This is a genomic window from Nocardioides plantarum, from assembly GCF_006346395.1.
Classification (GTDB): domain Bacteria; phylum Actinomycetota; class Actinomycetes; order Propionibacteriales; family Nocardioidaceae; genus Nocardioides; species Nocardioides plantarum.
This window is the reverse complement of sequence record NZ_VDMS01000001.1, coordinates 746,305-766,975: the sequence shown is the minus strand read 5'-3', so window position 1 is coordinate 766,975 and position 20,671 is coordinate 746,305. Positions and strand designations below refer to the sequence as shown.

24 protein-coding genes are annotated in these 20,671 nt (G+C 71.6%); 11 read left to right on the top strand and 13 right to left on the bottom strand.

Annotated features, from left to right (window positions below):
* Window positions 1–21: 21 nt before the first annotated feature.
* On the bottom strand, window positions 22–765 hold the full coding sequence (gene trhA / locus FJQ56_RS03455; protein WP_246083965.1) for a PAQR family membrane homeostasis protein TrhA: 744 nt from the start codon (window positions 763–765) through the stop codon (window positions 22–24).
* A 105-nt stretch (window positions 766–870) separates the two neighbouring features.
* Window positions 871–1,710: an AIM24 family protein gene (locus FJQ56_RS03450; RefSeq protein WP_140007793.1), complete on the bottom strand. Its 840-nt coding sequence runs from the start codon at window positions 1,708–1,710 to the stop codon at window positions 871–873.
* A gap of 110 nt (window positions 1,711–1,820) precedes the next feature.
* On the opposite strand from FJQ56_RS03450, the gene FJQ56_RS03445 reads away from it, so the two are divergent.
* The 3 genes from FJQ56_RS03445 (at window position 1,821) to FJQ56_RS03435 (ending at window position 5,190) form a co-directional block, all read left to right on the top strand.
* Window positions 1,821–2,603: an isoprenyl transferase gene (locus FJQ56_RS03445; protein WP_140007792.1), complete on the top strand. Its 783-nt coding sequence runs from the start codon at window positions 1,821–1,823 to the stop codon at window positions 2,601–2,603.
* A 298-nt stretch (window positions 2,604–2,901) separates the two neighbouring features.
* Window positions 2,902–4,203 carry an RNA 5'-3' helicase PhoH2 gene (phoH2, locus tag FJQ56_RS03440; protein WP_140007791.1) on the top strand — a complete coding sequence of 434 codons (1,302 nt, stop codon included), beginning with the start codon at window positions 2,902–2,904 and terminating at the stop codon, window positions 4,201–4,203.
* A 243-nt stretch (window positions 4,204–4,446) separates the two neighbouring features.
* Window positions 4,447–5,190: an aggregation-promoting factor C-terminal-like domain-containing protein gene (locus FJQ56_RS03435; RefSeq protein WP_140007790.1), complete on the top strand. Its 744-nt coding sequence runs from the start codon at window positions 4,447–4,449 to the stop codon at window positions 5,188–5,190.
* A 142-nt stretch (window positions 5,191–5,332) separates the two neighbouring features.
* Here the strand turns inward: FJQ56_RS03435 and FJQ56_RS03430 are convergent, their stop codons facing one another.
* The 3 genes from FJQ56_RS03430 to FJQ56_RS03420 are packed head-to-tail and all read right to left on the bottom strand — an operon-like array spanning window position 5,333 to window position 7,811.
* Window positions 5,333–5,800, bottom strand: a complete 468-nt coding sequence (locus FJQ56_RS03430) for a hypothetical protein (RefSeq protein ID WP_140007789.1) — start codon at window positions 5,798–5,800, stop codon at window positions 5,333–5,335.
* 36 nt (window positions 5,801–5,836) lie between these two features.
* Window positions 5,837–6,424 (bottom strand): class I SAM-dependent methyltransferase, encoded by a 588-nt coding sequence (locus FJQ56_RS03425; protein ID WP_140007788.1) that lies wholly within the window; start codon window positions 6,422–6,424, stop codon window positions 5,837–5,839.
* A gap of 7 nt (window positions 6,425–6,431) precedes the next feature.
* A complete protein-coding gene (locus FJQ56_RS03420) occupies window positions 6,432–7,811 on the bottom strand; it encodes a class II fumarate hydratase (protein WP_140007787.1) in 1,380 nt (459 codons plus the stop codon).
* Between the two features lie 59 nt (window positions 7,812–7,870).
* On the opposite strand from FJQ56_RS03420, the gene FJQ56_RS03415 reads away from it, so the two are divergent.
* Window positions 7,871–8,242 carry an ArsR/SmtB family transcription factor gene (locus tag FJQ56_RS03415; RefSeq protein ID WP_140007786.1) on the top strand — a complete coding sequence of 124 codons (372 nt, stop codon included), beginning with the start codon at window positions 7,871–7,873 and terminating at the stop codon, window positions 8,240–8,242.
* The gene (locus FJQ56_RS03410) at window positions 8,239–8,760 is read left to right on the top strand and encodes an SRPBCC domain-containing protein (protein ID WP_140007785.1); all 522 of its coding nucleotides are present in this window, start codon (window positions 8,239–8,241) and stop codon (window positions 8,758–8,760) included. Before FJQ56_RS03415 ends, FJQ56_RS03410 begins: the two co-directional genes overlap by 4 nt.
* A gap of 3 nt (window positions 8,761–8,763) precedes the next feature.
* Here FJQ56_RS03410 and FJQ56_RS03405 read toward each other — a convergent pair whose 3' ends face one another.
* Window positions 8,764–9,543 carry an SGNH/GDSL hydrolase family protein gene (locus FJQ56_RS03405; protein ID WP_140007784.1) on the bottom strand — a complete coding sequence of 260 codons (780 nt, stop codon included), beginning with the start codon at window positions 9,541–9,543 and terminating at the stop codon, window positions 8,764–8,766.
* Between the two features lie 36 nt (window positions 9,544–9,579).
* Here FJQ56_RS03405 and FJQ56_RS03400 point away from each other — a divergent pair, with 36 nt between their 5' ends.
* Entirely contained in the window at window positions 9,580–10,155 is a 576-nt protein-coding gene (locus FJQ56_RS03400; protein WP_140007783.1) for an NAD-glutamate dehydrogenase, read from the top strand.
* A gap of 19 nt (window positions 10,156–10,174) precedes the next feature.
* Here FJQ56_RS03400 and FJQ56_RS03395 read toward each other — a convergent pair whose 3' ends face one another.
* Window positions 10,175–10,861: a spermine/spermidine synthase domain-containing protein gene (locus FJQ56_RS03395; RefSeq protein WP_140007782.1), complete on the bottom strand. Its 687-nt coding sequence runs from the start codon at window positions 10,859–10,861 to the stop codon at window positions 10,175–10,177.
* An 88-nt stretch (window positions 10,862–10,949) separates the two neighbouring features.
* Here FJQ56_RS03395 and FJQ56_RS03390 point away from each other — a divergent pair, with 88 nt between their 5' ends.
* Window positions 10,950–11,444 (top strand): DoxX family protein, encoded by a 495-nt coding sequence (locus FJQ56_RS03390; protein ID WP_140007781.1) that lies wholly within the window; start codon window positions 10,950–10,952, stop codon window positions 11,442–11,444.
* On the opposite strand, the gene FJQ56_RS03385 is transcribed toward FJQ56_RS03390, so the two are convergent.
* Window positions 11,434–11,796 (bottom strand): winged helix-turn-helix transcriptional regulator, encoded by a 363-nt coding sequence (locus tag FJQ56_RS03385; protein ID WP_140007780.1) that lies wholly within the window; start codon window positions 11,794–11,796, stop codon window positions 11,434–11,436. The two genes, FJQ56_RS03390 and FJQ56_RS03385, sit on opposite strands and share 11 nt — an antisense overlap.
* Before the next feature lie 71 nt (window positions 11,797–11,867).
* Between FJQ56_RS03385 and FJQ56_RS03380 the strand changes: the two genes are divergently transcribed.
* Both FJQ56_RS03380 and FJQ56_RS03375 read left to right on the top strand, forming a co-directional pair.
* The gene (locus FJQ56_RS03380) at window positions 11,868–12,722 is read left to right on the top strand and encodes an SDR family oxidoreductase (protein WP_140007779.1); all 855 of its coding nucleotides are present in this window, start codon (window positions 11,868–11,870) and stop codon (window positions 12,720–12,722) included.
* A gap of 60 nt (window positions 12,723–12,782) precedes the next feature.
* Complete coding sequence (locus FJQ56_RS03375) at window positions 12,783–12,962, top strand: hypothetical protein (protein ID WP_140007778.1); 180 nt, start codon at window positions 12,783–12,785, stop codon at window positions 12,960–12,962.
* 36 nt (window positions 12,963–12,998) lie between these two features.
* On the opposite strand, the gene FJQ56_RS03370 is transcribed toward FJQ56_RS03375, so the two are convergent.
* Window positions 12,999–14,687, bottom strand: a complete 1,689-nt coding sequence (locus FJQ56_RS03370) for a fumarate hydratase (RefSeq protein ID WP_170215244.1) — start codon at window positions 14,685–14,687, stop codon at window positions 12,999–13,001.
* 33 nt (window positions 14,688–14,720) lie between these two features.
* Between FJQ56_RS03370 and FJQ56_RS03365 the strand changes: the two genes are divergently transcribed.
* Window positions 14,721–15,362: a DUF1707 SHOCT-like domain-containing protein gene (locus tag FJQ56_RS03365; protein WP_140007777.1), complete on the top strand. Its 642-nt coding sequence runs from the start codon at window positions 14,721–14,723 to the stop codon at window positions 15,360–15,362.
* 1 nt (window position 15,363) lies between these two features.
* On the top strand, window positions 15,364–16,125 hold the full coding sequence (locus FJQ56_RS03360; RefSeq protein ID WP_140007776.1) for a thioredoxin-like domain-containing protein: 762 nt from the start codon (window positions 15,364–15,366) through the stop codon (window positions 16,123–16,125).
* Window positions 16,126–16,228: 103 nt separating this feature from the next.
* Here the strand turns inward: FJQ56_RS03360 and FJQ56_RS03355 are convergent, their stop codons facing one another.
* From FJQ56_RS03355 to FJQ56_RS03340, 4 genes are read right to left on the bottom strand one after another with little or no spacing between them, the layout of a single operon-like run.
* Window positions 16,229–17,434 carry an ABC transporter ATP-binding protein gene (locus FJQ56_RS03355; RefSeq protein WP_140007775.1) on the bottom strand — a complete coding sequence of 402 codons (1,206 nt, stop codon included), beginning with the start codon at window positions 17,432–17,434 and terminating at the stop codon, window positions 16,229–16,231.
* A 7-nt stretch (window positions 17,435–17,441) separates the two neighbouring features.
* Window positions 17,442–18,278, bottom strand: a complete 837-nt coding sequence (locus tag FJQ56_RS03350; RefSeq protein WP_140007774.1) for a carbohydrate ABC transporter permease — start codon at window positions 18,276–18,278, stop codon at window positions 17,442–17,444.
* Window position 18,279: 1 nt separating this feature from the next.
* A complete protein-coding gene (locus FJQ56_RS03345) occupies window positions 18,280–19,227 on the bottom strand; it encodes a carbohydrate ABC transporter permease (protein WP_246083964.1) in 948 nt (315 codons plus the stop codon).
* Window positions 19,224–20,510 carry an extracellular solute-binding protein gene (locus tag FJQ56_RS03340; protein WP_170215243.1) on the bottom strand — a complete coding sequence of 429 codons (1,287 nt, stop codon included), beginning with the start codon at window positions 20,508–20,510 and terminating at the stop codon, window positions 19,224–19,226. The genes FJQ56_RS03345 and FJQ56_RS03340 overlap by 4 nt, the downstream gene beginning before the upstream one ends.
* Window positions 20,511–20,671: the final 161 nt, after the last annotated feature.

The window sequence follows — 20,671 nt, the reverse complement described above, 5'->3', positions numbered from 1 at the left end:
CAGCCGCGAGCGCAGCCGCCGTCAGCGCAGGGAGTAGGTCGCCATGGAGACGCCGACGTAGTGGGCGGCGAAGGCCAGGATCGTGAAGGTGTGGAAGACCTCGTGGAAGCCGAAGTACTGCGGCCACGGGTTGGGCTTCTTGAAGCCGTAGACGATGCCGCCCAGGGTGTAGAGCCCGCCGCCGACCGCGATCAGGACCAGGACGGCGACCGCCGTCGCGCCGCCCAGGACGCTCTCGGCGCCGTCGACGAAGCCCGGCAGGAAGAACACCGCGGCCCAGCCCATCCCGATGTAGATCGGGGTGTAGAGCCAGCGTGGGGCGTCGGTCCAGAACACCCGGAACAGCACACCGAGGATCGCGCACGTCCAGACGGTCGCGAGCAGCACCACCCGCTGGGTGCCGTCGAGGAGCATGAGGGTCAGCGGCGTGTAGGTGCCGGCGATGAGGATGAAGATGTTGGCGTGGTCGAAGCGGCGCAGGAACGCCCAGACCCGCGGCGACCACGTGCCGGTGTGATAGATCGCCGAGACCCCGAAGAGCAGCAGCGCGCTGAGGGCGAAGATCGCCGACCCCCAGCGCGTCGAGGCCGTGGGGGACAGCACGATGAGCACGATGCCGCCGGCGAGGGCGATGGGAGCCGTGCCGAGGTGGAGCCAGCCGCGGAGCTTGGGCTTGACCGCAGCGAACTTCTCGGCCGCCTTCTCGCCCAACGAATCCAGCCCGGCTCGCATGGCCTCGTTGGCGTCGTGGAGGGCCTGGTTCATGGGACGAGCGTATCGGTGGGGTGGGTGCCGCGGGGCGCCGCCGGGAATGAGATCGCACTCAGGTGTGTTGGCTTTCACCCCGGTACGACGGCCCTCGGGGAGTCCTCAGGCCTGGCCGGGCAGGTTGAGGCCCTCGGAGGGCTGCACGATGACGAAGCCCTGGCCCTGGAACGCGACCTGGACGGCCTCGCCCGAGCCGCGCCCGATCAGCGCGCCGGCACTCATCGTCGACTTCAGCGAGGTGTCGAGGTGTGCCGACCACGCCACGATCGCGTCGGTGTCGGCGTACGTCGGCGCCTCGGCCGCGTTGAGCACGACCGGCTCGCCGTCGGTGACGATCGCGAGCCAGCCGCTGCCCCGCAGCGTCGTGTTGAACAGTCCGCCGGCCAGCATGCTCGCGCCCTTGACCCGCTCGATGTTCCACTGCAGGGAGGAGGAGAAGGCGAGGACGTTCTTGCCGTTGGCGGAGATGCCGGTGTTGTTGAGGTGCAGCAGGTGCACGTGCTTGGCGGTGTCGGCGATGAAGACGTCGCCCTGGCCCTCGACCCGCATCAGCGGCAGGCCCTCGCCGGTCAGCGCCTTCTTGATCACCCGGCCGGCACCGCCGGCGCCCTGGTAGGCGAACGAGACGTTGCCCTGGTAGGCGACCATCGAGCCCTGGCGGGCCATGAACGGCTCGGTCACGCGCACCCGCAGGAGCTTGCTGTTCTGCAGGCGCGGGCCGGCCCCCTCGACCTCGGAGAAGCGTCCGTCGATGAGCTCGCCGGTGATGCCGGCGAAGGCGTCCCCGGTGAAGCCCTGCTGCGAGCCGGGCTGGCCGCCGGCGGCGTCCATCGGCGCCGTCGACTGCACGCCCTTGTCCACGACGTGCTCGGTCCACTGCGAGCCGTCCCAGTAGCGCAGCTCGTGGCGGCCGGTCGGGTCGGGGTGCCAGTCAGCGGTCATCGGTACGTCGCTCGTTTCGGTCGGTGTGACGGGGGATCGGGCTCCGGGTGGGCCCGACAGGTTGCCCCGATGAGAAGCACGGGGCTCTCCGGGTGTCCTACCATCGCCGGGTGGCCGACTGGAAGCGGGGACTGCGCAAGGTGCTCTACCCGGCCTACGAGGCGCGGGTCCTGCGCCGCATCGGCCCGCTGTCCGAGAGCCTCCCCAAGCACGTCGGCGTGATGCTCGACGGCAACCGCCGCTGGGCCCGGGCGGTGGGCCGCGACACCTCCCACGGCCACGAGGCCGGGGCCGCCAACATCGAGCCGCTGCTCGGCTGGTGCGACGAGGTCGGCATCGAGGTGGTCACCCTGTGGCTGCTCAGCACCGACAACCTCAACCGGCCGGCCGCCGAGCTCGAGCCGCTGCTCTCGATCATCGCCGACGCGGTCGACTCCCTCGCCGCCCAGCGCCGCTGGCGCCTGCACCCGGTGGGCGCGCTCGACCTGCTCCCCGACGACATGGCGCGTCGGCTCAAGGCCGCGGCCGAGGCCACCGCCGACGTCGACGGCATGCTGGTCAACGTCGCCGTGCCCTACGGCGGCCGCCGCGAGATCGCCGACGCCGTGCGCTCGCTGCTCTACGAGCACGCCGCCCTGGGCACCTCGTTGGAGGAGCTCGCCGACATCCTCGACGTCGAGCACATCGCCGACCACCTCTACACCAAGGGCCAGCCCGATCCCGACCTCGTCATCCGCACCTCCGGCGAGCAGCGCCTGGGCGGGTTCCTGCTGTGGCAGAGCGCGAAGTCGGAGTTCTACTTCTGCGAGGCCTACTGGCCCGACTTCCGTCGCGTCGACTTCCTGCGCGCGATCCGGGCCTACGCACTGCGCGAGCGGCGACACGGGGTCTGACCGGAGGGCGGTCGGGTGCAACACGACCGTCACCTGCCCGTCATCCCGCGTTCGGGCGTGTCGCCACGGATCGCCCCAGCGGCCGACGTACTTTCGAGGCAGTGGCGAGTGGGGAAGCTCGCCGCAACCGGGAGGCCCGAGCGTGAGCGATCACGACCTACGCACCACCGCCGACGGCGCTGTCGTCGTCGTGGTGGGAGGACGCCGGCACTCCGGCGCTCGGGTCCCCTTCCGGTCCACCTGCTGCTGACTCAGGACCGGGCGAGGAGTGCGCGCGCGGTCACGTAAGGGGATCACCGTGGCTGACGTCCGGACCTACGTGCTCGACACCAGCGTGCTGCTCGCCGACCCGGGGGCGATGCGTCGCTTCGAGGAGCACGAGGTCGTGCTCCCCGTCGTGGTCATCACCGAGCTCGAGGCCAAGCGGCACCATCCCGAGCTCGGCTTCTTCGCGCGCTCGGCCCTGCGCATGCTCGACGACCTGCGCGTCCTGCACGGCCGGCTCGACGAGCCGGTCCCGATCGGCGAGCACGGCGGCACCCTGCGCGTCGAGCTCAACCACACCGACCCGGGTGCGCTGCCGTCCGGGTTCCGGCTGGGCGACAACGACACCCGCATCCTTGCCGTGGCCTACAACCTGGCCGAGGAGGGCTTCGACGTCACGGTGGTCTCCAAGGACCTCCCGATGCGCATCAAGGCCTCGGTGGTCGGCCTCGACGCCCAGGAGTACCGCGCCGAGGCGATCAGCGACTCCGACACCGGCTACTCCGGCATGACCGAGCTCGACGTCGAGGCCGCCGTGCTCGACGAGCTCTACGACGACGGCACCGTCGACCTCGAGGAGGCCCGGGCGCTGCCCTGCCACCAGGGCCTGGTGCTGCTCTCCGACCGCGGTACGGCGCTGGGCCGGGTCGGTCCCGACAAGCACGTCCACCTGGTCCGGGGCGACCGCGAGGCCTTCGGCATCCACGGCCGCAGCGCCGAGCAGCGGATCGCGCTGGAGATGCTGCTCGACCCCGAGGTCGGCATCGTCTCGCTGGGCGGGCGCGCCGGCACCGGCAAGTCGGCGCTCGCGCTGTGCGCCGGTCTCGAGGCGGTGATGGAGCGCCGTCAGCACCAGAAGGTCGTCGTGTTCCGGCCGCTGTTCGCCGTGGGCGGCCAGGAGCTCGGCTACCTGCCCGGCTCGGAGACCGAGAAGATGTCGCCGTGGGGCCAGGCGGTCTTCGACACGCTCGGCTCGATCGCCTCCAAGGAGGTCGTCGACGAGATCCTCGACCGCGGCATGCTCGAGGTGCTCCCGCTCACCCACATCCGCGGGCGCTCGCTGCACGACTCCTACGTGATCGTCGACGAGGCCCAGTCCCTCGAGCGCAACGTGCTGCTGACCGTGCTGTCGCGCATCGGCGCCAACTCCAAGGTCGTGCTCACCCACGACGTCGCCCAGCGCGACAACCTGCGGGTGGGCCGGCACGACGGCGTCGTCGCGGTCATCGAGAAGCTCAAGGGGCACCCGCTCTTCGCCCACGTGACCCTGACCCGCTCGGAGCGCTCGCCGATCGCGGCCCTGGTGACCGAGATGCTCGAGAACGTCACCGTCTGAGGTCACCGTCCGAGCCGATGTCGGCTCCCCGACAGCACCTGTGGCGGGTGCGTCCCGTGTGACTCACGGGACGCACCCGCCCGGCTTTCCTCAGGTTGTCCTCAGACTGTCCACAGATTCGGGCGTTCGGTTTGCGCCGTCCCGGGTGAGCGTGCATGGTGGAGGGGAACTCGAGCGGTCCCACCGTGGACCCAGCCGATCTCTCCACCGACCGACTGTCGTCCATCCTCTGGGTATTCCCTCTTGCCGAAGCACGTGAAGCACGTCCCGCAGCACCGTGGTGCGCCCAAGCGGCCCGCGGTCCCCGAGATCCTCGATGCCGCGCCGCGCAAGGTGCTCGGCACCACCGCCCTTCTCGGGTCCCTCGCCGTCGCCGCCACCGGCCTGACCGTGGGCACCGGCGTCGCCGGTTCCGCGGCCGACACCTCGCGGGCCAGCGACCTGACCAACCCCGACGTGGCCGCCGGTGCCGATGCCGCCCCCGTGGCCGCGGCGAAGGACACGACCACCGCCGCCCAGCTCGGGCACCCGTCGGCCGCCCAGCTGGCCGCCGCGCCCGCCGTACGACGTCAGCCGACGCTGTCGCGCTCGGCCGACCGTCGCTCCGGCACCGACCCGGTCAAGGCGGCCGCCCTGTCGGCCGAGCCCGCCGGCGAGGTCGACGCCGGCCGCAAGGACCTCTCCGACGCCGACCCGCGCGACGTGGCCCGGTCGCTGCTCGCCGAGTACGGCTTCGGTGCCGACCAGTTCAGCTGCCTCGACTCCCTCTACACCCGCGAGTCCGGCTGGAACGTCTCGGCCGACAACCCGTCGTCCTCCGCCTACGGCATCCCGCAGGCCCTGCCCGGCGAGAAGATGGCCTCCGCGGGCGCCGACTGGGCGACCAACCCGGTCACCCAGATCCGCTGGGGCCTGGGCTACATCCAGGACGTCTACGGCAGCCCCTGCGGCGCCTGGGGCCACTCCCAGGCCACCGGCTGGTACTAAGTCGGTCGCTGGAGCGGAGCGGGCGGCGTCGGCCCCTTCAGGTCTTGCCTGTGAGCCGGGGAAGTCTGAAGTTCCCAGGCAATGCATTGCCTGCCAGGTTCAGACTTCCCCGGCCAGCAGGCAAACCCTGAACGGATGCCACTCATGGCCGCCGCCACCTAGCCCGGCAGGCTGATCGGCGGGTCGTCGTACGGCGCGTTCGCCCGCGACGTGCCGAGCACGTCGACGAGCGCGGCCACCGCCAGCACGAGCACCGTCCCGAGCAGCAGTCCGCCGCCCGCGCCGAGCGAGGGCGGGGAGCCGCCGGTGTGCCCGGCTTGAGCACCAGCATCAGCAGTGACACGAGAGCCAGGGCCAGCACACCGCTGGGGGCCGCGAAGCCGCGCTCGGCGGCGGTCGCGAGCAGCGCGGTCGCGACCGTGGCCAGCATGACGAGCAGGCCCACCCCGGCAGCCCAGCCGCCGTCCTCGCCGATGAGCTCCCACAGGTTGCGCGTGGTGTAGTCGCTCCCGAGCGCCTCGACGGCGAACAGCGGCATGAAGGTGCCGACGAACGCGAGCACCGCGCCGACGGCGTAGACCTGACGGATGACGGGGTGGCGTTCGGGCACGGCGGCCATCCTGCCCGCACGCTGCGGGTCGAACCGTCAGTGCGCGACCAGCAGGTAGCGCTCGTCGGTGATCGGGCCGCCCCAGTAGACCTCGTCGACCAGGGGTACGACGTCCACGCGGCTCGCGTGCGGCTCGACGAGCCGTCGGCAGGTGGCGGCGTCGATGCCGGCGCCGGTGTGCCAGCGGCCCTCGACCAGGACCAGCCGCCCGCCGGGACGCAGCAGCCCGACCCAGCGGGCCAGCGCGGCGGGCGCGTCGGGCAGCGCCCACAGCACGTGACGGCACAGCACGACATCGGCCGACGCGGCGTCGTACGGCGGCTGCGCGGCGTCGCCGACGTCGACGGCGACCTCGAGCCCGGCGGCACCCGCCTTGGCCCGGGCGCGCGAGATCATCGCGGGGGAGAGGTCGAGCCCGCGGACCCGGTGGCCAGCCTCGGCGAGCAGCACCGACAGGGTGCCGGTGCCGCAGCCGAGGTCGACGACGTCGACGGGCGGCATCGGCAGGTGGGCGGCGAGGAGCTGGCGCCACGCCTCGCGGGTGGCCGGGTCGCCGAGGCCGTGGTCGGGCTCGTCGTCGAAGGTGTCGGCCTCGCCGTCCCAGTAGGCGCGTGGATCGCTCACCGGCGGGTCACGGGTGGGTCATGGACTCGACGTCGAGAGCCGCGTCTAGCTCGGCCTCGGTGAGCTCGCCGCGCTCGACGTAGCCCAGGGCGAGCACCGTCTCGCGGATGGTGCGGCCCTCGGCGAGCGCCTGCTTGGCGATCGTGGCGGCGGCCTCGTAGCCCAGGTGCTTGTTGAGGGGCGTGACGACCGAGGGCGACGACTCGGCGTAGCGGCGCATCCGCTCGGCGTCGGCGGTGATGCCGTCGACGCAGCGGTGGGCCAGCAGCGTGGTCGACGACGCCAGCAGGCGCACGGACTCGAGCACGTTGCGGGCCATGACGGGCATGGCGACGTTGAGCTCGAAGCTGCCGCTGGCGCCGGCGGCGGTGACCGCCGCGTCGTTGCCGATGACCTGGAAGCAGACCATCAGGGTCGCCTCGGGCAGCACCGGGTTGACCTTGCCGGGCATGATGCTGGACCCGGGCTGCAGGTCGGGCAGGTGGATCTCGGCGAGGCCGGTCGTGGGACCCGACGACATCCAGCGCAGGTCGTTGCAGATCTTGGTCAGGCCGACCGCGATCGTGCGCAGCACGCCGCTGAGCTCGACCAGGGAGTCGCGGGTGCCCTGGGCCTCGAAGTGGTTGCGTGCCTCGGTGAACTCCTGGCCGGTGGCCTCGGAGAGCACCTCGATCACCCGCGCCGCGAAGCCGGGCGGGGTGTTGATGCCGGTGCCGACGGCGGTGCCGCCCAGCGGCAGCTCGCGGACCCGCGGCAGCACCGACTGCAGCCGCTCGCCCGCGTAGGCCAGCGTGGCGGCGTACCCGCCGAGCTCCTGGCCGAGCATGACCGGGGTGGCGTCCATGAGGTGGGTGCGTCCGGACTTCACCAGGCCGGAGAACTCCTCGGCCTTGGCGGCCAGGGAGTCGTGCAGCGTGGCGAGCGCCGGCAGCAGGTCGTCGACGACCGCCAGCGTCACCGCCACGTGGATCGCGGTGGGGAACGTGTCGTTGCTCGACTGGCTCGCGTTGACGTGGTCGTTGGGGTGCGCCTCGGTGCCGGCGCGGGCGGCCAGGGAGGCGATCACCTCGTTTGCGTTCATGTTGCTGCTGGTGCCCGAGCCGGTCTGGAAGACGTCGACGGGGAACTCGGCGTCGTGCTCGCCGGCGGCCACGGCGCGGGCGGCGGTCGCCACGGCGTCGCTGAGCTCGGCGGCGATGACGCCCAGCTCGCCGTTGACGACGGCCGCGGCGGCCTTGACGTGGCCCAGCGCGTGCACGAGCGCCGGCTCGATCGGGGTGCCGCTGATCGGGAAGTTGTCGACCGCGCGCTGGGTCTGGGCCCGCCACAGGGCCGCCTGCGGCACCTCGACCTCGCCCATGGAGTCGTGCTCGATCCTGAAGTCCATGGGGCCAACGTAACCAGCCGCCCTTGACGAACGTGTAATCAATCGGTTACCAATAGGCCGTGGACCCGTTCGCCGCCCTCGCCGACCCCGTACGCCGGGAGCTCCTGCGGTCCCTCACGCCCGGCCCGACCCGGGTCGTCGACCTCGCCGCGGCCCACCCGATCAGCCGACCGGCCGTGAGCAGGCACCTGCGTCTGCTCGTCGAGGCCGGGCTGGCCACCGTCGAGGACCGGGGCCGTGAGCGGCACTACGCGCTCGACCGGACCGGGCTCGGACCGGTCCAGGGACTCCTCGACGACCTGCACGCGCCGGCCCGCTTCGCCGAGTCGGCCCTCGACGGCCTCGACCTCGAGGTCCGCCGGACGGTTCGCGACCGCCGTACGACTGTCGGCACCACCACCGGCACCACCACCACCGAGGAGACCGCATGACCGTGCTCGGCACCCGCGAGGGCCGGAGCCTCGTCTTCACCCGCACCTACGCCGCGCCCCTGGACGACGTGTGGGCCGCCTGCACCGAGCCCGCGCGCCTCGAGCGCTGGATCGGCACCTGGGCCGGTGACCCGGCCGCCGGTGAGGTGAGGTTCCGGATGACCGCGGAGGGCGACGACGTGCCCGAGGAGGTCTACGACGTCGAGCTGTGCGAGCCGCCGCGACGCTTCGTGCTGCGCAGCCGGGAGGCGGCGCCGTTCTCCGAGGACGGCTCGGGCCCCCGGGTGCACTGGCGGCACACGCTCGAGCTGGATGAGTCCGACGGCCTGACCACGCTGCGCTTCACCCAGGCCGTCCCCGAGGGCCCCACCGGCGCCGCCATGGTCGCCAGCGTCGGCCCCGGCTGGGACTACTACCTCGACCGGCTCACCGCCGACCTCGGTGGCGCCGACGTCGCCGGGATCGACTTCGAGCCCTACCTCGAGCGCTCGGAGCACTACCGGGCGCTGTTCGGCTGACTCTCAGCCGGCCTCGAGGTGGGCCTTGACGAGGTCCGCCACGGCACGCATCCCGGTCGCGTTGGGGTGGTAGGCCAGCGGGCGCCCGGGGAGCGGGACGCGGGCGCCGACCGACCACGGGTCCGCGGACCAGGCGTGGTGCTCGCGGCTGGCCGCGCCGGCGGCGACGAGCTCGCACCCGGTCGCGGCTGCCGCGGCGGCGGTGGCCGCCGCGAGCCGCTCGCCCGTACGACGGCCCTGGTCGACGTAGCGCTCGCGCAGCGGGAAGGCCGCCTGGCCCGCGGGCGGCAGCAGCGTCAGGTAGTCGACGAAGACGACCCTGGCCTGCGGCGAGCGACGTCGTACGGCGCGCGCGACGGCCCGCATCGCCCCGCCGAGCCCGGCGAGCGCGACCTGGCGGGCGGTCGGGTCGAGCGCGTGCCGCAGCCTCGGACCGACCACCGGCAGCAGGCGCAGCGGCGAGGGGATCGTGGCGACGAGCAGGCCCGGCACGTAGAAGACGTCGTTGCCGCCGATGGTGATGGTCACCAGGGTCTCGGTGCCGTCGAGCGCCTCGACCTGCGGCGGGGCGCCGAGCTGGCTGTCGGTCAGCAGGTGTGCGGTGGTCGCCCCGGAGAACGAGACGTCGACGAACTCGGGTCCCGGCTCGAGCCCCAGGTCGGCGGCGAGCAGGTGGGGGTAGTTGCGTGCCGAGCGCATCGCCGCGCGCGGGCTGCCGGGCGCGCGGGGGGCGATGCCCGGACCAGCCGCCATGGAGCTGCCGAGCGCGACGTACCGGGTCATGGGTCGGACCCTACGACGACTGCCTAGGCTTCGGGCATGTCCCAGTGGTTGGAGGACCTCAGCACCCTGCAGGTGCTCCTGCTCATCGGCGGAGTGCTCGTGGGTGGATCGCTCCTCGCCGCGCTCGTCGGGGCGGTGCTGGTCCGTCTCGGGATGCGTCGTCCGTGGGTCGTCGACCGCGCGAGCCGCTTGTCCTTCCGGCTGCTCGGACTGGTCAAGCGGCCGCTCACGATCGTGGTGCTCGACGAGGTGGCCGCGGTGATCCAGACCGGCCACTACACCAAGAACATCTCCGACGCCCTCCTGGAGAACCACGACGAGCTCAAGTCGCTGGTCGCCGAGAAGGTGCGCGCCGACCCCAACGCCCGCCTGGTCAGCAAGCTGCCGGGCTACGACGCGATCGTCGGCGAGGTCTCCGAGACGGTGCTGCGCGTCCTCATCGACATGCTCAGCGATCCCCGCATGGACGAGCTCGTCTCCGACCTGCTGCGCAACAACCTCGAGCAGATCAAGCTCGCGGTGCGCGACCGCGCCCACGAGGGGGCGGCCCCGATGAAGCCCGCCGACCCGATCCCCGCCTCGGCGCCGGTCGACCGAGCCCGGCGCTCCTAGCCGACCACGGGAGCGACCACTAGAGCGAGCCGACGTAGAGCCAGTACCGCTCGTCGCGCTCCTGCAGCCGCACCTCGAGCGGCACGGCCCGGGTGGCGGCGAAGACCTCGCCCAGGGTCGCCTCGAGATCGGGCGCCTCGGCCGCCGACCACACCGCCACCGCACCGCCCGGACGCAGCACGGCCCGCACCGACTCGAGGAACGGCCGGGCGTAGAGGGCGGCGTTGGCGTCGTGCACCAGGTAGCCCGGGCCGTTGTCGACGTCGAGCAGGACCAGGTCGTACGACGCCGCGCGAGCCTCCGCGACCGCCACCGCGACGTCGGCGACGACGACCCGGACCCGCTCGTCGGCCAGCAGTGCCGGGCCGTGGGGGATGGTCCCGTCACGCATCCAGGCGACCAGTGCCGGCTCGACCTCGACCACCGCACACACCTCGACGCGCGGGTCGGCGAGCACCTCTCGCATCGTGAACCCGAGCCCGAGTCCGCCGACGACGACCGCACGCGGTGACGCGACCTGGGCCAGGGCGGCGGTGGCCAGGGCCCGCTCGGAGGACACCTCGACGGTGTCCATCACGAAGACCCCGTTGGCGCGCAGCTCGAGGACGGGCGCACCCGGACCGGACTGCTCCGGTGCGGGCCGGCGCTCGCGGAGCACGAGCTCCCCGCGGTCGGTCTCGACTCGGGCGATCTCGACGTAGTCCATGCCCCCACCCTGCCGGACTTCTCATGTTTCCCTCATGAAGCCTCCCTACGGTCGTGGAAACATCAACTACCTACTCGGAGGCAGTTCCATGAAGCACGTCCTCGGCATCCAGCCGACCACCCTGCGCACCGATCTCGGGCTGCTCGGCCTGCGCCTCGTCCTCGGCGTCGTGATGATCGCCCACGGCTGGCAGAAGCTCGACACCCAGGGCTTCACGGCCACCGCCGACGGGTTCGACGCGATGGGCATCCCCGCCCCGGAGGCGGCGGCGGCCTACGCGATCGGCGTCGAGCTGGTCGGTGGCGCACTGCTCCTGGTCGGGGTGCTCACCCCGCTCGTCGGCCTGCTCGTCGCCGCCGACATGGCCGGTGCGTTCTGGTACGTCCACCGCGACGCGTTCTTCGCCACCGAGGGCGGCTACGAGTTCGTCCTCGTGCTCGGCGTCCTCGGCGCAGCCCTGGCGGCGACCGGTGCCGGCCGGCTCTCGGTCGACCGCCTCCTGGTCCCGACGCCTGCCCCCGATGCCGGCGCCACCGGCTCGGACGCCTCGGCCGGGCAGCGCGAGGACGTGCTCAGCCGCTGACGATCTCCTCGGCATGGGCCGCGACCCAGGTGATCAGGGGTGTCATCGCCTCCACCAGGTCGCGGCCCAGCGGGGTGAGTCGGTAGTCGACCCGCGGCGGCACCTCGGGATAGGCCGTGCGCTGGACGAGACCGTCGGCCTCGAAGGTCCGCAGCGTCGAGGCGAGCATCTTCTCGCTGATGCCGTCGACCTCGCGGCGCAGCTCGCCCCACCGCAGCGTGCCGCCGGCCAGGGCCGCCAGCACCAGCACCCCCCACTTGCTCGTCACGTGGTCGAGCACCACCCGGCTGGGGCAGCCGGTCACATAGATGTCGGGCCGGTCGGCCCGCAGGGATCCAAGACTCACCGTCATGCCACTACCTTACCGAAAGGTGGGTACCTCCCGATGGGAAGCATCAGCAGGGGCTGGTCGTTGAGCCGGTCATGACCATCCTCATCACCGCAGCCTCCGGCCAGCTCGGCCGCCTCGTCCTCGACTCCCTGCTCCAGCGCGGGGTCGACCCGACCACCCTGCGCGCCGGCGCGCGCACCCCGGCCAGCCTGGCGTCGTACGCCGAGCGCGGCGTCGACGTGGTGCACCTCGACTACTCCGACCCGGCCACGGTCCTCGCGGCCGCGCAGGGAGTCGACCGGGTGCTCCTGATCTCGAGCAGCGAGGTCGGACAGCGCGTCGCCCAGCACCAGAGCGTCATCGACGCCGCCGTGGCCCACGGCATCGGCCACCTCGTCTACACCAGTGCGCCCCAGGCGACTACCGCCGACTTCGTGCTCGCGCCCGAGCACAAGGCGACCGAGGAGGCCATCGCCGCGTCCGGTGTCCCGGCCACGATCCTGCGCAACAACTGGTACCACGAGAACTACGCCGATGCCCTCGCCACCGCGCGCGACACCGGCCTGGTCACCACCAGTGCCGGCGACGGTCGCGTCGCCGGCGCCGCCCGGCGGGACTTCGCCGAGGGTGCCGCCGTCGTGCTCACCACCGACGGCCACGCGGGCCAGGTCTACGAGCTGGCCGGCGACGTCGAGTTCGACTTCGACCTGCTCGCCGCCGCGTTCGCCGAGGTGCTCGGCCGGGAGGTCCGGGTGCAGCAGCTCACCACCGCGGAGCACGTCGCCCTGCTCGAGTCGTTCGGCCTCGACGCCGGCACGGCGGGCTTCGTCGCGGGCATCGACGACGGCATCCGCCGCGGCGTCCTCGCCGGCCCCGACGGGACGCTGTCGCGTCTCCTCGGTCGTCCGACCACGCCGCTCGTCGACGGCCTGCGCCCGCTGGCCTGACCCGTGCGGAGGTCCCGGCGGGTGGTGTCGAGCTCGCCGGGACCTGCGAGCGTGGTGGACATGACGAACAACGAGTCCGCAGGCCAGGTCTCCGAGGTCCAGAAGATGGACCCGGCCGATGCCGACACCCCGATCGACGACAGCCAGGGCGTCGCCGGCAACCCCGACGCGCCCACCCCGGACGAGCTCGGCGAGGCCGGTCCCAACGCCAACCCCAACAAGGGCCAGGACACCCACTAGGGGTGGTGCCCGGGCGCGGGGTGCCGGGCCCGGCGCTCAGCCGTCCGAGCGCACCCGGATCCCGCTGAGCGGGACGGTGACCGCGCCGCCGGGATCGGTGAAGAAGTCGTTGCCCTTGTCGTCCACGACGATGAAGGCCGGGAAGTCCTCGACCTCGATCCTCCAGACGGCCTCCATGCCGAGCTCGGCGTACTCGAGCACCTCCTGGCTGCGGATGCAGTCCTGGGCCAGACGGGCGGCCGGCCCGCCGATGGAGCCGAGGTAGAACCCGCCGTGCGCGGCGCACGCCTGGGTGACGACCTTGGAGCGGTTGCCCTTGGCGAGCATCACCATCGAGCCGCCGGCGGCCTGGAACGCCTCGACGTAGGAGTCCATCCGCCCGGCGGTCGTCGGGCCGAACGACCCCGAGGCCATCCCGGCGGGGGTCTTGGCCGGCCCGGCGTAGTAGACGGGGTGGTCCTTGAGGTAGTCGGGCATCGGCTCGCCCGCGTCGAGGCGCTCCTGGATCTTGGCGTGCGCGATGTCGCGGGCGACGACCAGCGGCCCGGTCAGCGACAGCCGCGTCTTGACCGGGTGGCGCGACAGCTCGGCCAGGATGTCGGCCATCGGCTGGTTGAGGTCGATAGCGACGACCTCGCCGCCCGCGATGTCGTCGGCGACCCCGGCGTCGGGCATGTAGTGGGCCGGGTCGGTCTCCAGTTGCTCGAGGAAGACGCCCTCGGCGGTGATCTTGCCGAGGGCCTGACGGTCGGCCGAGCACGACACGGCGATCGCGACCGGGCAGGACGCACCGTGGCGGGGGAGCCGCACCACCCGCACGTCGTGGCAGAAGTACTTGCCGCCGAACTGCGCGCCGATCCCGAACGACTGCGTGAGCTCGAAGACCTGCTCCTCCAGCTCGAGGTCGCGGAACCCGTGGGCGTCCATCGATCCCTCGGTCGGGAGGTGGTCGAGGTAGTGCGCCGAGGCGTACTTCGCGGTCTTGAGCGCGTACTCGGCCGAGGTGCCGCCGATGACGATCGCCAGGTGGTACGGCGGGCACGCGGCGGTGCCGAGCGAGCGGATCTTCTCGTCGAGGAAGGCCAGCATCCGCTGGGGGTTGAGGATCGCCTTGGTCTCCTGGAACAGGAACGACTTGTTGGCCGACCCGCCGCCCTTGGCCATGAAGAGGAACTTGTACTCCGGCGTGCCGTCGGCGCCGGTCGGCGTCGAGTAGAGCTCGATCTGGGCCGGCAGGTTGGTGCCGGTGTTCTTCTCCTCGTACGTCGTCAGCGGCGCCAGCTGCGAGTAGCGCAGGTTGAGCCGCGTGTAGGCGTCGTGCACCCCGCGCGAGATCGCCTCGGCGTCGTCGACGCCGGTGAGCACCCCCTCGGACTTCTTGCCCATCACGATCGCGGTGCCGGTGTCCTGGCACATCGGCAGCACGCCGCCGGCGGAGATGTTGACGTTCTTGAGCAGGTCGAGCGCGACGAACCGGTCGTTGCCCGAGGCCTCGGGGTCGTCGATGATCTTGCGCAGCTGGGCCAGGTGGGCCGGACGCAGGTAGTGGCTGATGTCGTGCATCGCCTCGGCGGTCAGACGCCGCAGCGCCTCGGGCGCCACCTGCAGGAACGTGCGCCCGCCGGCCTCGACCGTCGAGACGCCCTCGGTGGTCACCAACCGGTACGGCGTGGCGTCGGGGCCGGTGGGGAGGAGGTCGGAGTAGCGGAACTCGGCTTCGGTCACGACCGACCAGATTAGTGCTCGTAGTCTGGGCCCGTGACCGAGCCCGACAAGACGCCCGACCTGCGCATCTCGGACGCCGAGCGTCACCAGGTGGCCGAGATCCTGCGCGAGGCGGCCGGCGACGGGCGCATCGACCTCGACGAGCTCGACGAGCGGCTCGAGGCGACGTACGCCGCCCGCACCTACGCCGACCTGGTGCCCCTCACCAGCGACCTGCCCGCCAGCTCCGCACCCCCGGCCGCTGCGCGCAGCGAGATCGTGCCGTCCGGCGACACCCAGCCCCAGCGGCACCTCGCGATCATGGGCGGCCTGGAGCGCAAGGGCGCCTGGACCGTCCCGGTCTCGATGAGCGTCACCTGCCTCATGGGCGGCGCCGACCTCGACCTGCGCGAGGCCCGCTGGTCGGCTCGTGAGTGCGTGCTGACGGTCAACGCCTTCATGGGCGGGGCCTCGATCGTGGTCGGCCCCGACGTCGACGTCGTGATGGAGGGCGTCGGCATCATGGGCGGCTACTCCGGCCCCGACCCGCGCCGCAAGCACGAGGTCGAGGCCGAGCTCACCCCCGACTCGCCCGTGCTGCGGATCAAGGGCTTCGCCGTCTGGGGCGGGGTCTCGGTCGAGCGCCGACCCCGCGACGGGCGTCCCGACGACCGCGCACCGCGCAAGCTGCCCTGACATGACCGAGCAGCCCCCGCCCCCCGCAGGCACCCCCTGGAACGGCCCGCCGCAGGGCCCGCCGCAGGGCCCGCCGCAGGGCCCGCCGCAGGGCCCGCCGACGTACCCGGCCTACTCCCCGTACCCGCCGCCGTACCCACCGGCCGGGCTGCCCCCCACCAACCGCCTGCGGCTGGTGCTGGCCCTGGCCGCCGCGCTCACGGTGCTGGCGGCCGCGGTCGTCGTGCCCGTCGTGCTGCTGCGCGACGACGAGGACGACGCCCCCGCGAGCGCCCGGAGCAGCACCCCGTCGCCGGGACAGGGCGGGGCGCCATCCGGCGGCCTGGGCGAGGTGCGGACCTACCCCGGCCTGCCGACCACCCACGTCACCGACCCCGTCGACTACGAGCAGACCCCGCCCGTCGGCGGCCCCCACTTCGGCGAGTGGCTCGACTGCGGCGTCTACGACTCCCCGGTGCAGGACGAGAACGCCGTGCACGACCTCGAGCACGGCGCCGTGTGGATCACCTACGACCCCGCCCTGGGCGACGACGACGTCGCCACGCTCGCGGACGCGCTCCCGCAGAACGGCATCCTGTCGCCGTACGACGGTCTTCCGGCGCCCGTCGTCGTCACCGTGTGGGGCGTCCAGCTGGCCCTGACCGGTGCCGACGACCCGCGGCTTGCCACGTTCGTCGACGAGTACGACGACGGTGTCACCGCGCCGGAGCCGTTCGCCTCGTGCGCCGGCGGCACCGCCGCCGGCGGGGGCACGCCGGCCTGACCCGCCCGCCCGCCTGACTCACGCGCACCGACCCACCCGCCGACACGCCACGAGGGCCGGGCCCCGGTTGCCCGGAGCCCGACCCTCGCACGTGCGGGACCAGCTAGACCGTCGCGCCCTGCTTGTCGAGCTCGGTGATCCGACCGGCCCGCTCGCGGTCGATGGTGAGGTTCTCACCGGTGGTCGGGTCGAAGAGGTGGATCTTGGCGGTGTTGACCCAGATCTCGGCCTCGTCGCCCTCGCGGACCGTGCTGGACCCGTCGAGCGACACCACGAGCTGGGTGCGCAGCGACTCGCCGTCGAGGTCGCGCTCGAGCTCCTGCAGCTGCGACTGCACCTCGGGCGGCGCCTCGAAGGGGATGTAGGCGTAGGCCTCGTTGCCGAGCCACTCGACGACCTCGACCGTGGCGCGGAACGTCGACCCGGTGGTGTCCTGGTCGACGACCGAGGCGTCCTCGAAGTCACCGGGACGGATGCCGGCGATGAGCAGGCCCCGGCCCTCGGCGCGGGCGGCCTTGTCGGCCGGGATCTCGACCGAGCCGAACGGCAGCTTGACCGAGGTGCCCTCGACGGTGGCGGGCAGGAAGTTCATCGGCGGCGAGCCGATGAAGCCGGCGACGAACAGGTTGCCGGGGTTGTCGTAGAGCTCGCGCGGGGTGGCCAGCTGCTGCAGGATGCCGCGCTTGAGCACCGCGACCCGGTCGCCCAGGGTCATCGCCTCGGTCTGGTCGTGGGTGACGTAGACCGTGGTGATGCCCAGGCGCTTCTGCAGCCGGGCGATCTCGGAGCGCATCTGACCGCGCAGCTTGGCGTCGAGGTTGGACAGCGGCTCGTCGAAGAGGAACGCGTCGGCCTCGCGCACGATCGCGCGACCCATGGCGACCCGCTGTCGCTGACCACCGGACAGGTTGCCGGGCTTGCGCTCGAGGTGCTCGTCGAGCTCGAGCGTCTTGGACGCGGCCCGCACCTTCTCGTCGACCTCCTGGTCGGAGGCCTTGGCCAGCCGCAACGGGAACGCGATGTTCTCGTAGACGGTGAGGTGGGGGTAGAGCGCGTAGTTCTGGAACACCATCGCCAGGTTGCGGTCGCGCGGGGCGAGGTCGTTGACCCGCTTGTCGCCGATCATCATGTCGCCCGAGGTGATGTCCTCGAGCCCCACGATCATCCGCAGCAGGGTCGACTTCCCGCACCCCGACGGGCCGACGAGGATCATGAACTCGCCGTCCTGGACGTCGATGCTGACGTCGTTGACGGCAGGGAAGCCGTCGCCGTACTTCTTGACGATGTTCCTCATGTCGATACCGGCCATGAGCGGATCACCCCTTCACTGCGCCGGAGGTGAGGCCGGCGACGATCTTGCGCTGGAAAATCAGGACGATGGCGATGATCGGGATCGTCGCGACGACGGCTCCCGCGGCCAGCAGCGACGCCGGCCGGTTGAACGGGTCGGCGCCGACGAAGAACGACAGCGCCGCTGGGATCGGTCTGGCGTTCTCGGTCGAGGTCAACGAGATGCCGAAGACGAAGTCGTTCCACGCGAAGAAGAACGTCAGGATCGCCGCGGTGAAGACACCGGGTGCGGCCAGGGGCACGATCACCTTGCGGAAGGCCTGCCACGACGTCGCGCCGTCGACCTGCGCGGCCTGCTCCATCTCCCACGGGATCTCGCGGAAGAACGCCGACAGCGTCCAGATCGCGAGGGGCAGCGTGAAGGACATGTAGGGGATGATCAGGCCGATCCAGGTGTCGTAGATGCCGATCGTGCGCCACAGGTCGAACAGCGGCCCGACGAGCGACACGACCGGGAACATCGCGATCACCAGGGCGGTGGTCAGCACGAACTTCTTGCCCTTGAACTCCAGCCGCGCGATGGCGTACGCCGCCAGCGTGGCCAGGATGACCGAGAGGGCGGTCGCGATCAGGCAGATGCCGATCGAGTTGATGATCGCGCGACGGAACTGCTCGTCGGCCAGGACGTCGTGGTAGTTGGTCCACCCGGCGCCGGTGCCGTCGGCCGGCAGGAAGCCGGGGTTGCCGACCGTGATGGACTCCTGCGACTTGAACGACAGCGAGACGATCCATGCGATGGGCAGCAGGCACCAGGCCAGCACGAAGGCGATGCCGACCGTGAGGCCGATCTTGTTCTTCAGCATCTCAGCTCTCCTGCCTGGCGGCTGCGAGGTCGACCCGGAACAGCTTGACGATCACGAAGGCGACCACCAGCACCGACAGGAACAGCAGCACGGACAACGCCGAGCCGATGCCCAGCTGGAACTGCTCGATCACCTGCCGGTAGGTCAGGAACGAGATCGACTCGGTGTTGTAGGCGCCGGCGGTCATCACGAAGATGTTGTCGAAGATCCGGTAGGCGTCGAGGGCGCGGAACAGCACGGCGACCATGATCGCGGCGCGCATATTGGGCAGGATCACCTTGGTCAGCCGCTGGAGCCACGTGGCCCCGTCGACCTTGGCGGCCTCGATCATGTCCTCGGACACCTGGGCGAGCCCGGCCAGCAGCAGCAGCGACATGAACGGCGTGGTCTTCCAGATCTCGGAGATCATGATCGCCGCGATCGAGGAGCTGTAGCCGTCGAACCAGTTGAAGGTCTCGTCGACGAACGGGAGCCACGAGTTGACGAAGCCGTTGTTGTTGGAGAACGCGAACTGCCAGGCGAAGCCCGAGACCACGGTGATGATGCCGTAGGGGATCAGGATCGAGGTCCGGATCAGCCCGCGGGCGAAGATCACCCGGTGCATGACCATCGCGAAGGCGAAGCCGATGACGAGCTCGACCCCGACGGTGACGATCATGATGAAGACCGTGTTGAGCGTGGTCTTCCAGAACAGCGGGTCGCTCAGCGCGGTGAGGTAGTTGCTCAGCCCGATGAACTCGCGGTCGTCGGGCGCGGTCAGGGAGTACTGGAACAGCGACAGGTAGAGCGCCCGCAGCATCGGGAACGCCGTGACCAGCAGCATCAGGAGCAGTGCCGGGGCCACCAGTCGACGGCCGAGACGGTTCTCGGCGACCATCCGGTCGCTCTGCTCGGGCTTCGCGTCGCGGCGCGGGCTGCTGGTCTGCGGGGGTGCTTTGGTGAGGCTCACAGGAGGGCCTTCCCACTCAGGACGTCACGCAGGAACTTCGCGGACTTCTCCGGGGTGCTGTCGGGGTCGACCTGGGTCGGGGAGTGCCAGCGCGACTGCACCGCGCTGGAGATCTGGCTGTAGAACGCGCTCTTGGGTCGCGGGCCACCGGAGTCGATGCTGTCGCGCCACAGCTTGAGCAGCTCGGTCGGGTAGGCCTCGCTGAGGGCCTTCTCGTCGTAGACCGAGGCCCGCGACGGCATCAGGCCCTCGTTGACGGCCAGCTCGGCCTGCGCCTCGGGCGTCGTGACGCACTTGGCGGCCTCCTTGGCCCAGCCGACGTTCTTGGAATAGGCGCCCACGCCGATGTCGATGCCACCGATGGGGGGCTTGGACTCCTCGCCCTGGACGGTCTCGGGGTAGCGGGCGAAGCCGAGGTCCTTCAGCGCGGCCTCGTCGGCCGGCCCGCCCGGCTTGCCGAGCAGGTCGACGTAGTTCTTGTAGACGAAGGTCCAGCTGGTCATGAACTCGCCGGGACCGTCCGCGGGGTACATCGCGCCGAGGCTGGTGCCCTCGTTGGACGTCGTGAGGTCGGGCTGGGCGGCCTTGGAGTCGGCCAGCTTCTCGATCACCGCGGCTGCGGCCTTGCCGGCGTCGGAGTCGATGGTGACCTTGGCGTCACGACCCTCCTCGACGGTGTCGGGGTCGAGGATGTTGCCACCGGCCCCCTGGATGAGGGAGTTGATCCACACCACGTAGCCCTCGTAGCGGTTGGCCTGCACCCCGACCGTGCCTCCCTGGGACGAGGCGGCGTCGATGACCTGGTCCCAGGTGACGGGCTGGGTCATGTCGAGGCCGGCGGCCTCGGCGAGGGACTTGCGGTACCAGAGGACCTGGGTGTTGGCCCACTGGGGAGCCGCGAAGATCTTGTCGTCCCACTTCACGGTCTCGGCCGCTCCGGCCAGGACGTCGTCGTCGACGAGCGCGTCGGCGTCGGCGCCCTCGAACGGCTCGAGCCAACCGGCGTTGGCGAACTCGGCGACGAACACCGGGTCGAGGCTCATCAGGTCGGTCGAGGAGTCCTTGGCGGCGAGGCGGCGCGCGAGCTGGGTGCGCTGGTCGGTGGCGCTGGCGGGCAGCAGCTGGATCTTGATGTCGTAGTCGTCGGTGCTGCACTTCTTCGCCAGGGCGCCGAGCGTCGCCTGTCCGTCGGGGTTGATGTACCAGTTGACGACCGGCTTGCCGTCGCTGCCGCACGCGGACAGCAGGGTGCCGGTCAGCGTCAGGGCCGCAGCCGCAGCCACACCCCGCCCGCGTCGTCGTGCTCGACGAGTCGGGCGCGGTGTGCGCTCCGCTCGTCCGGTCGTGTTCGGCTCCATCGCAGGATCCCCTCCCGGGTCGTGGATCTCGTCACACCCTGGCCTGGCCGGGTGCACGTTGTCCAGACCACCTCGGGTGAAGCGAC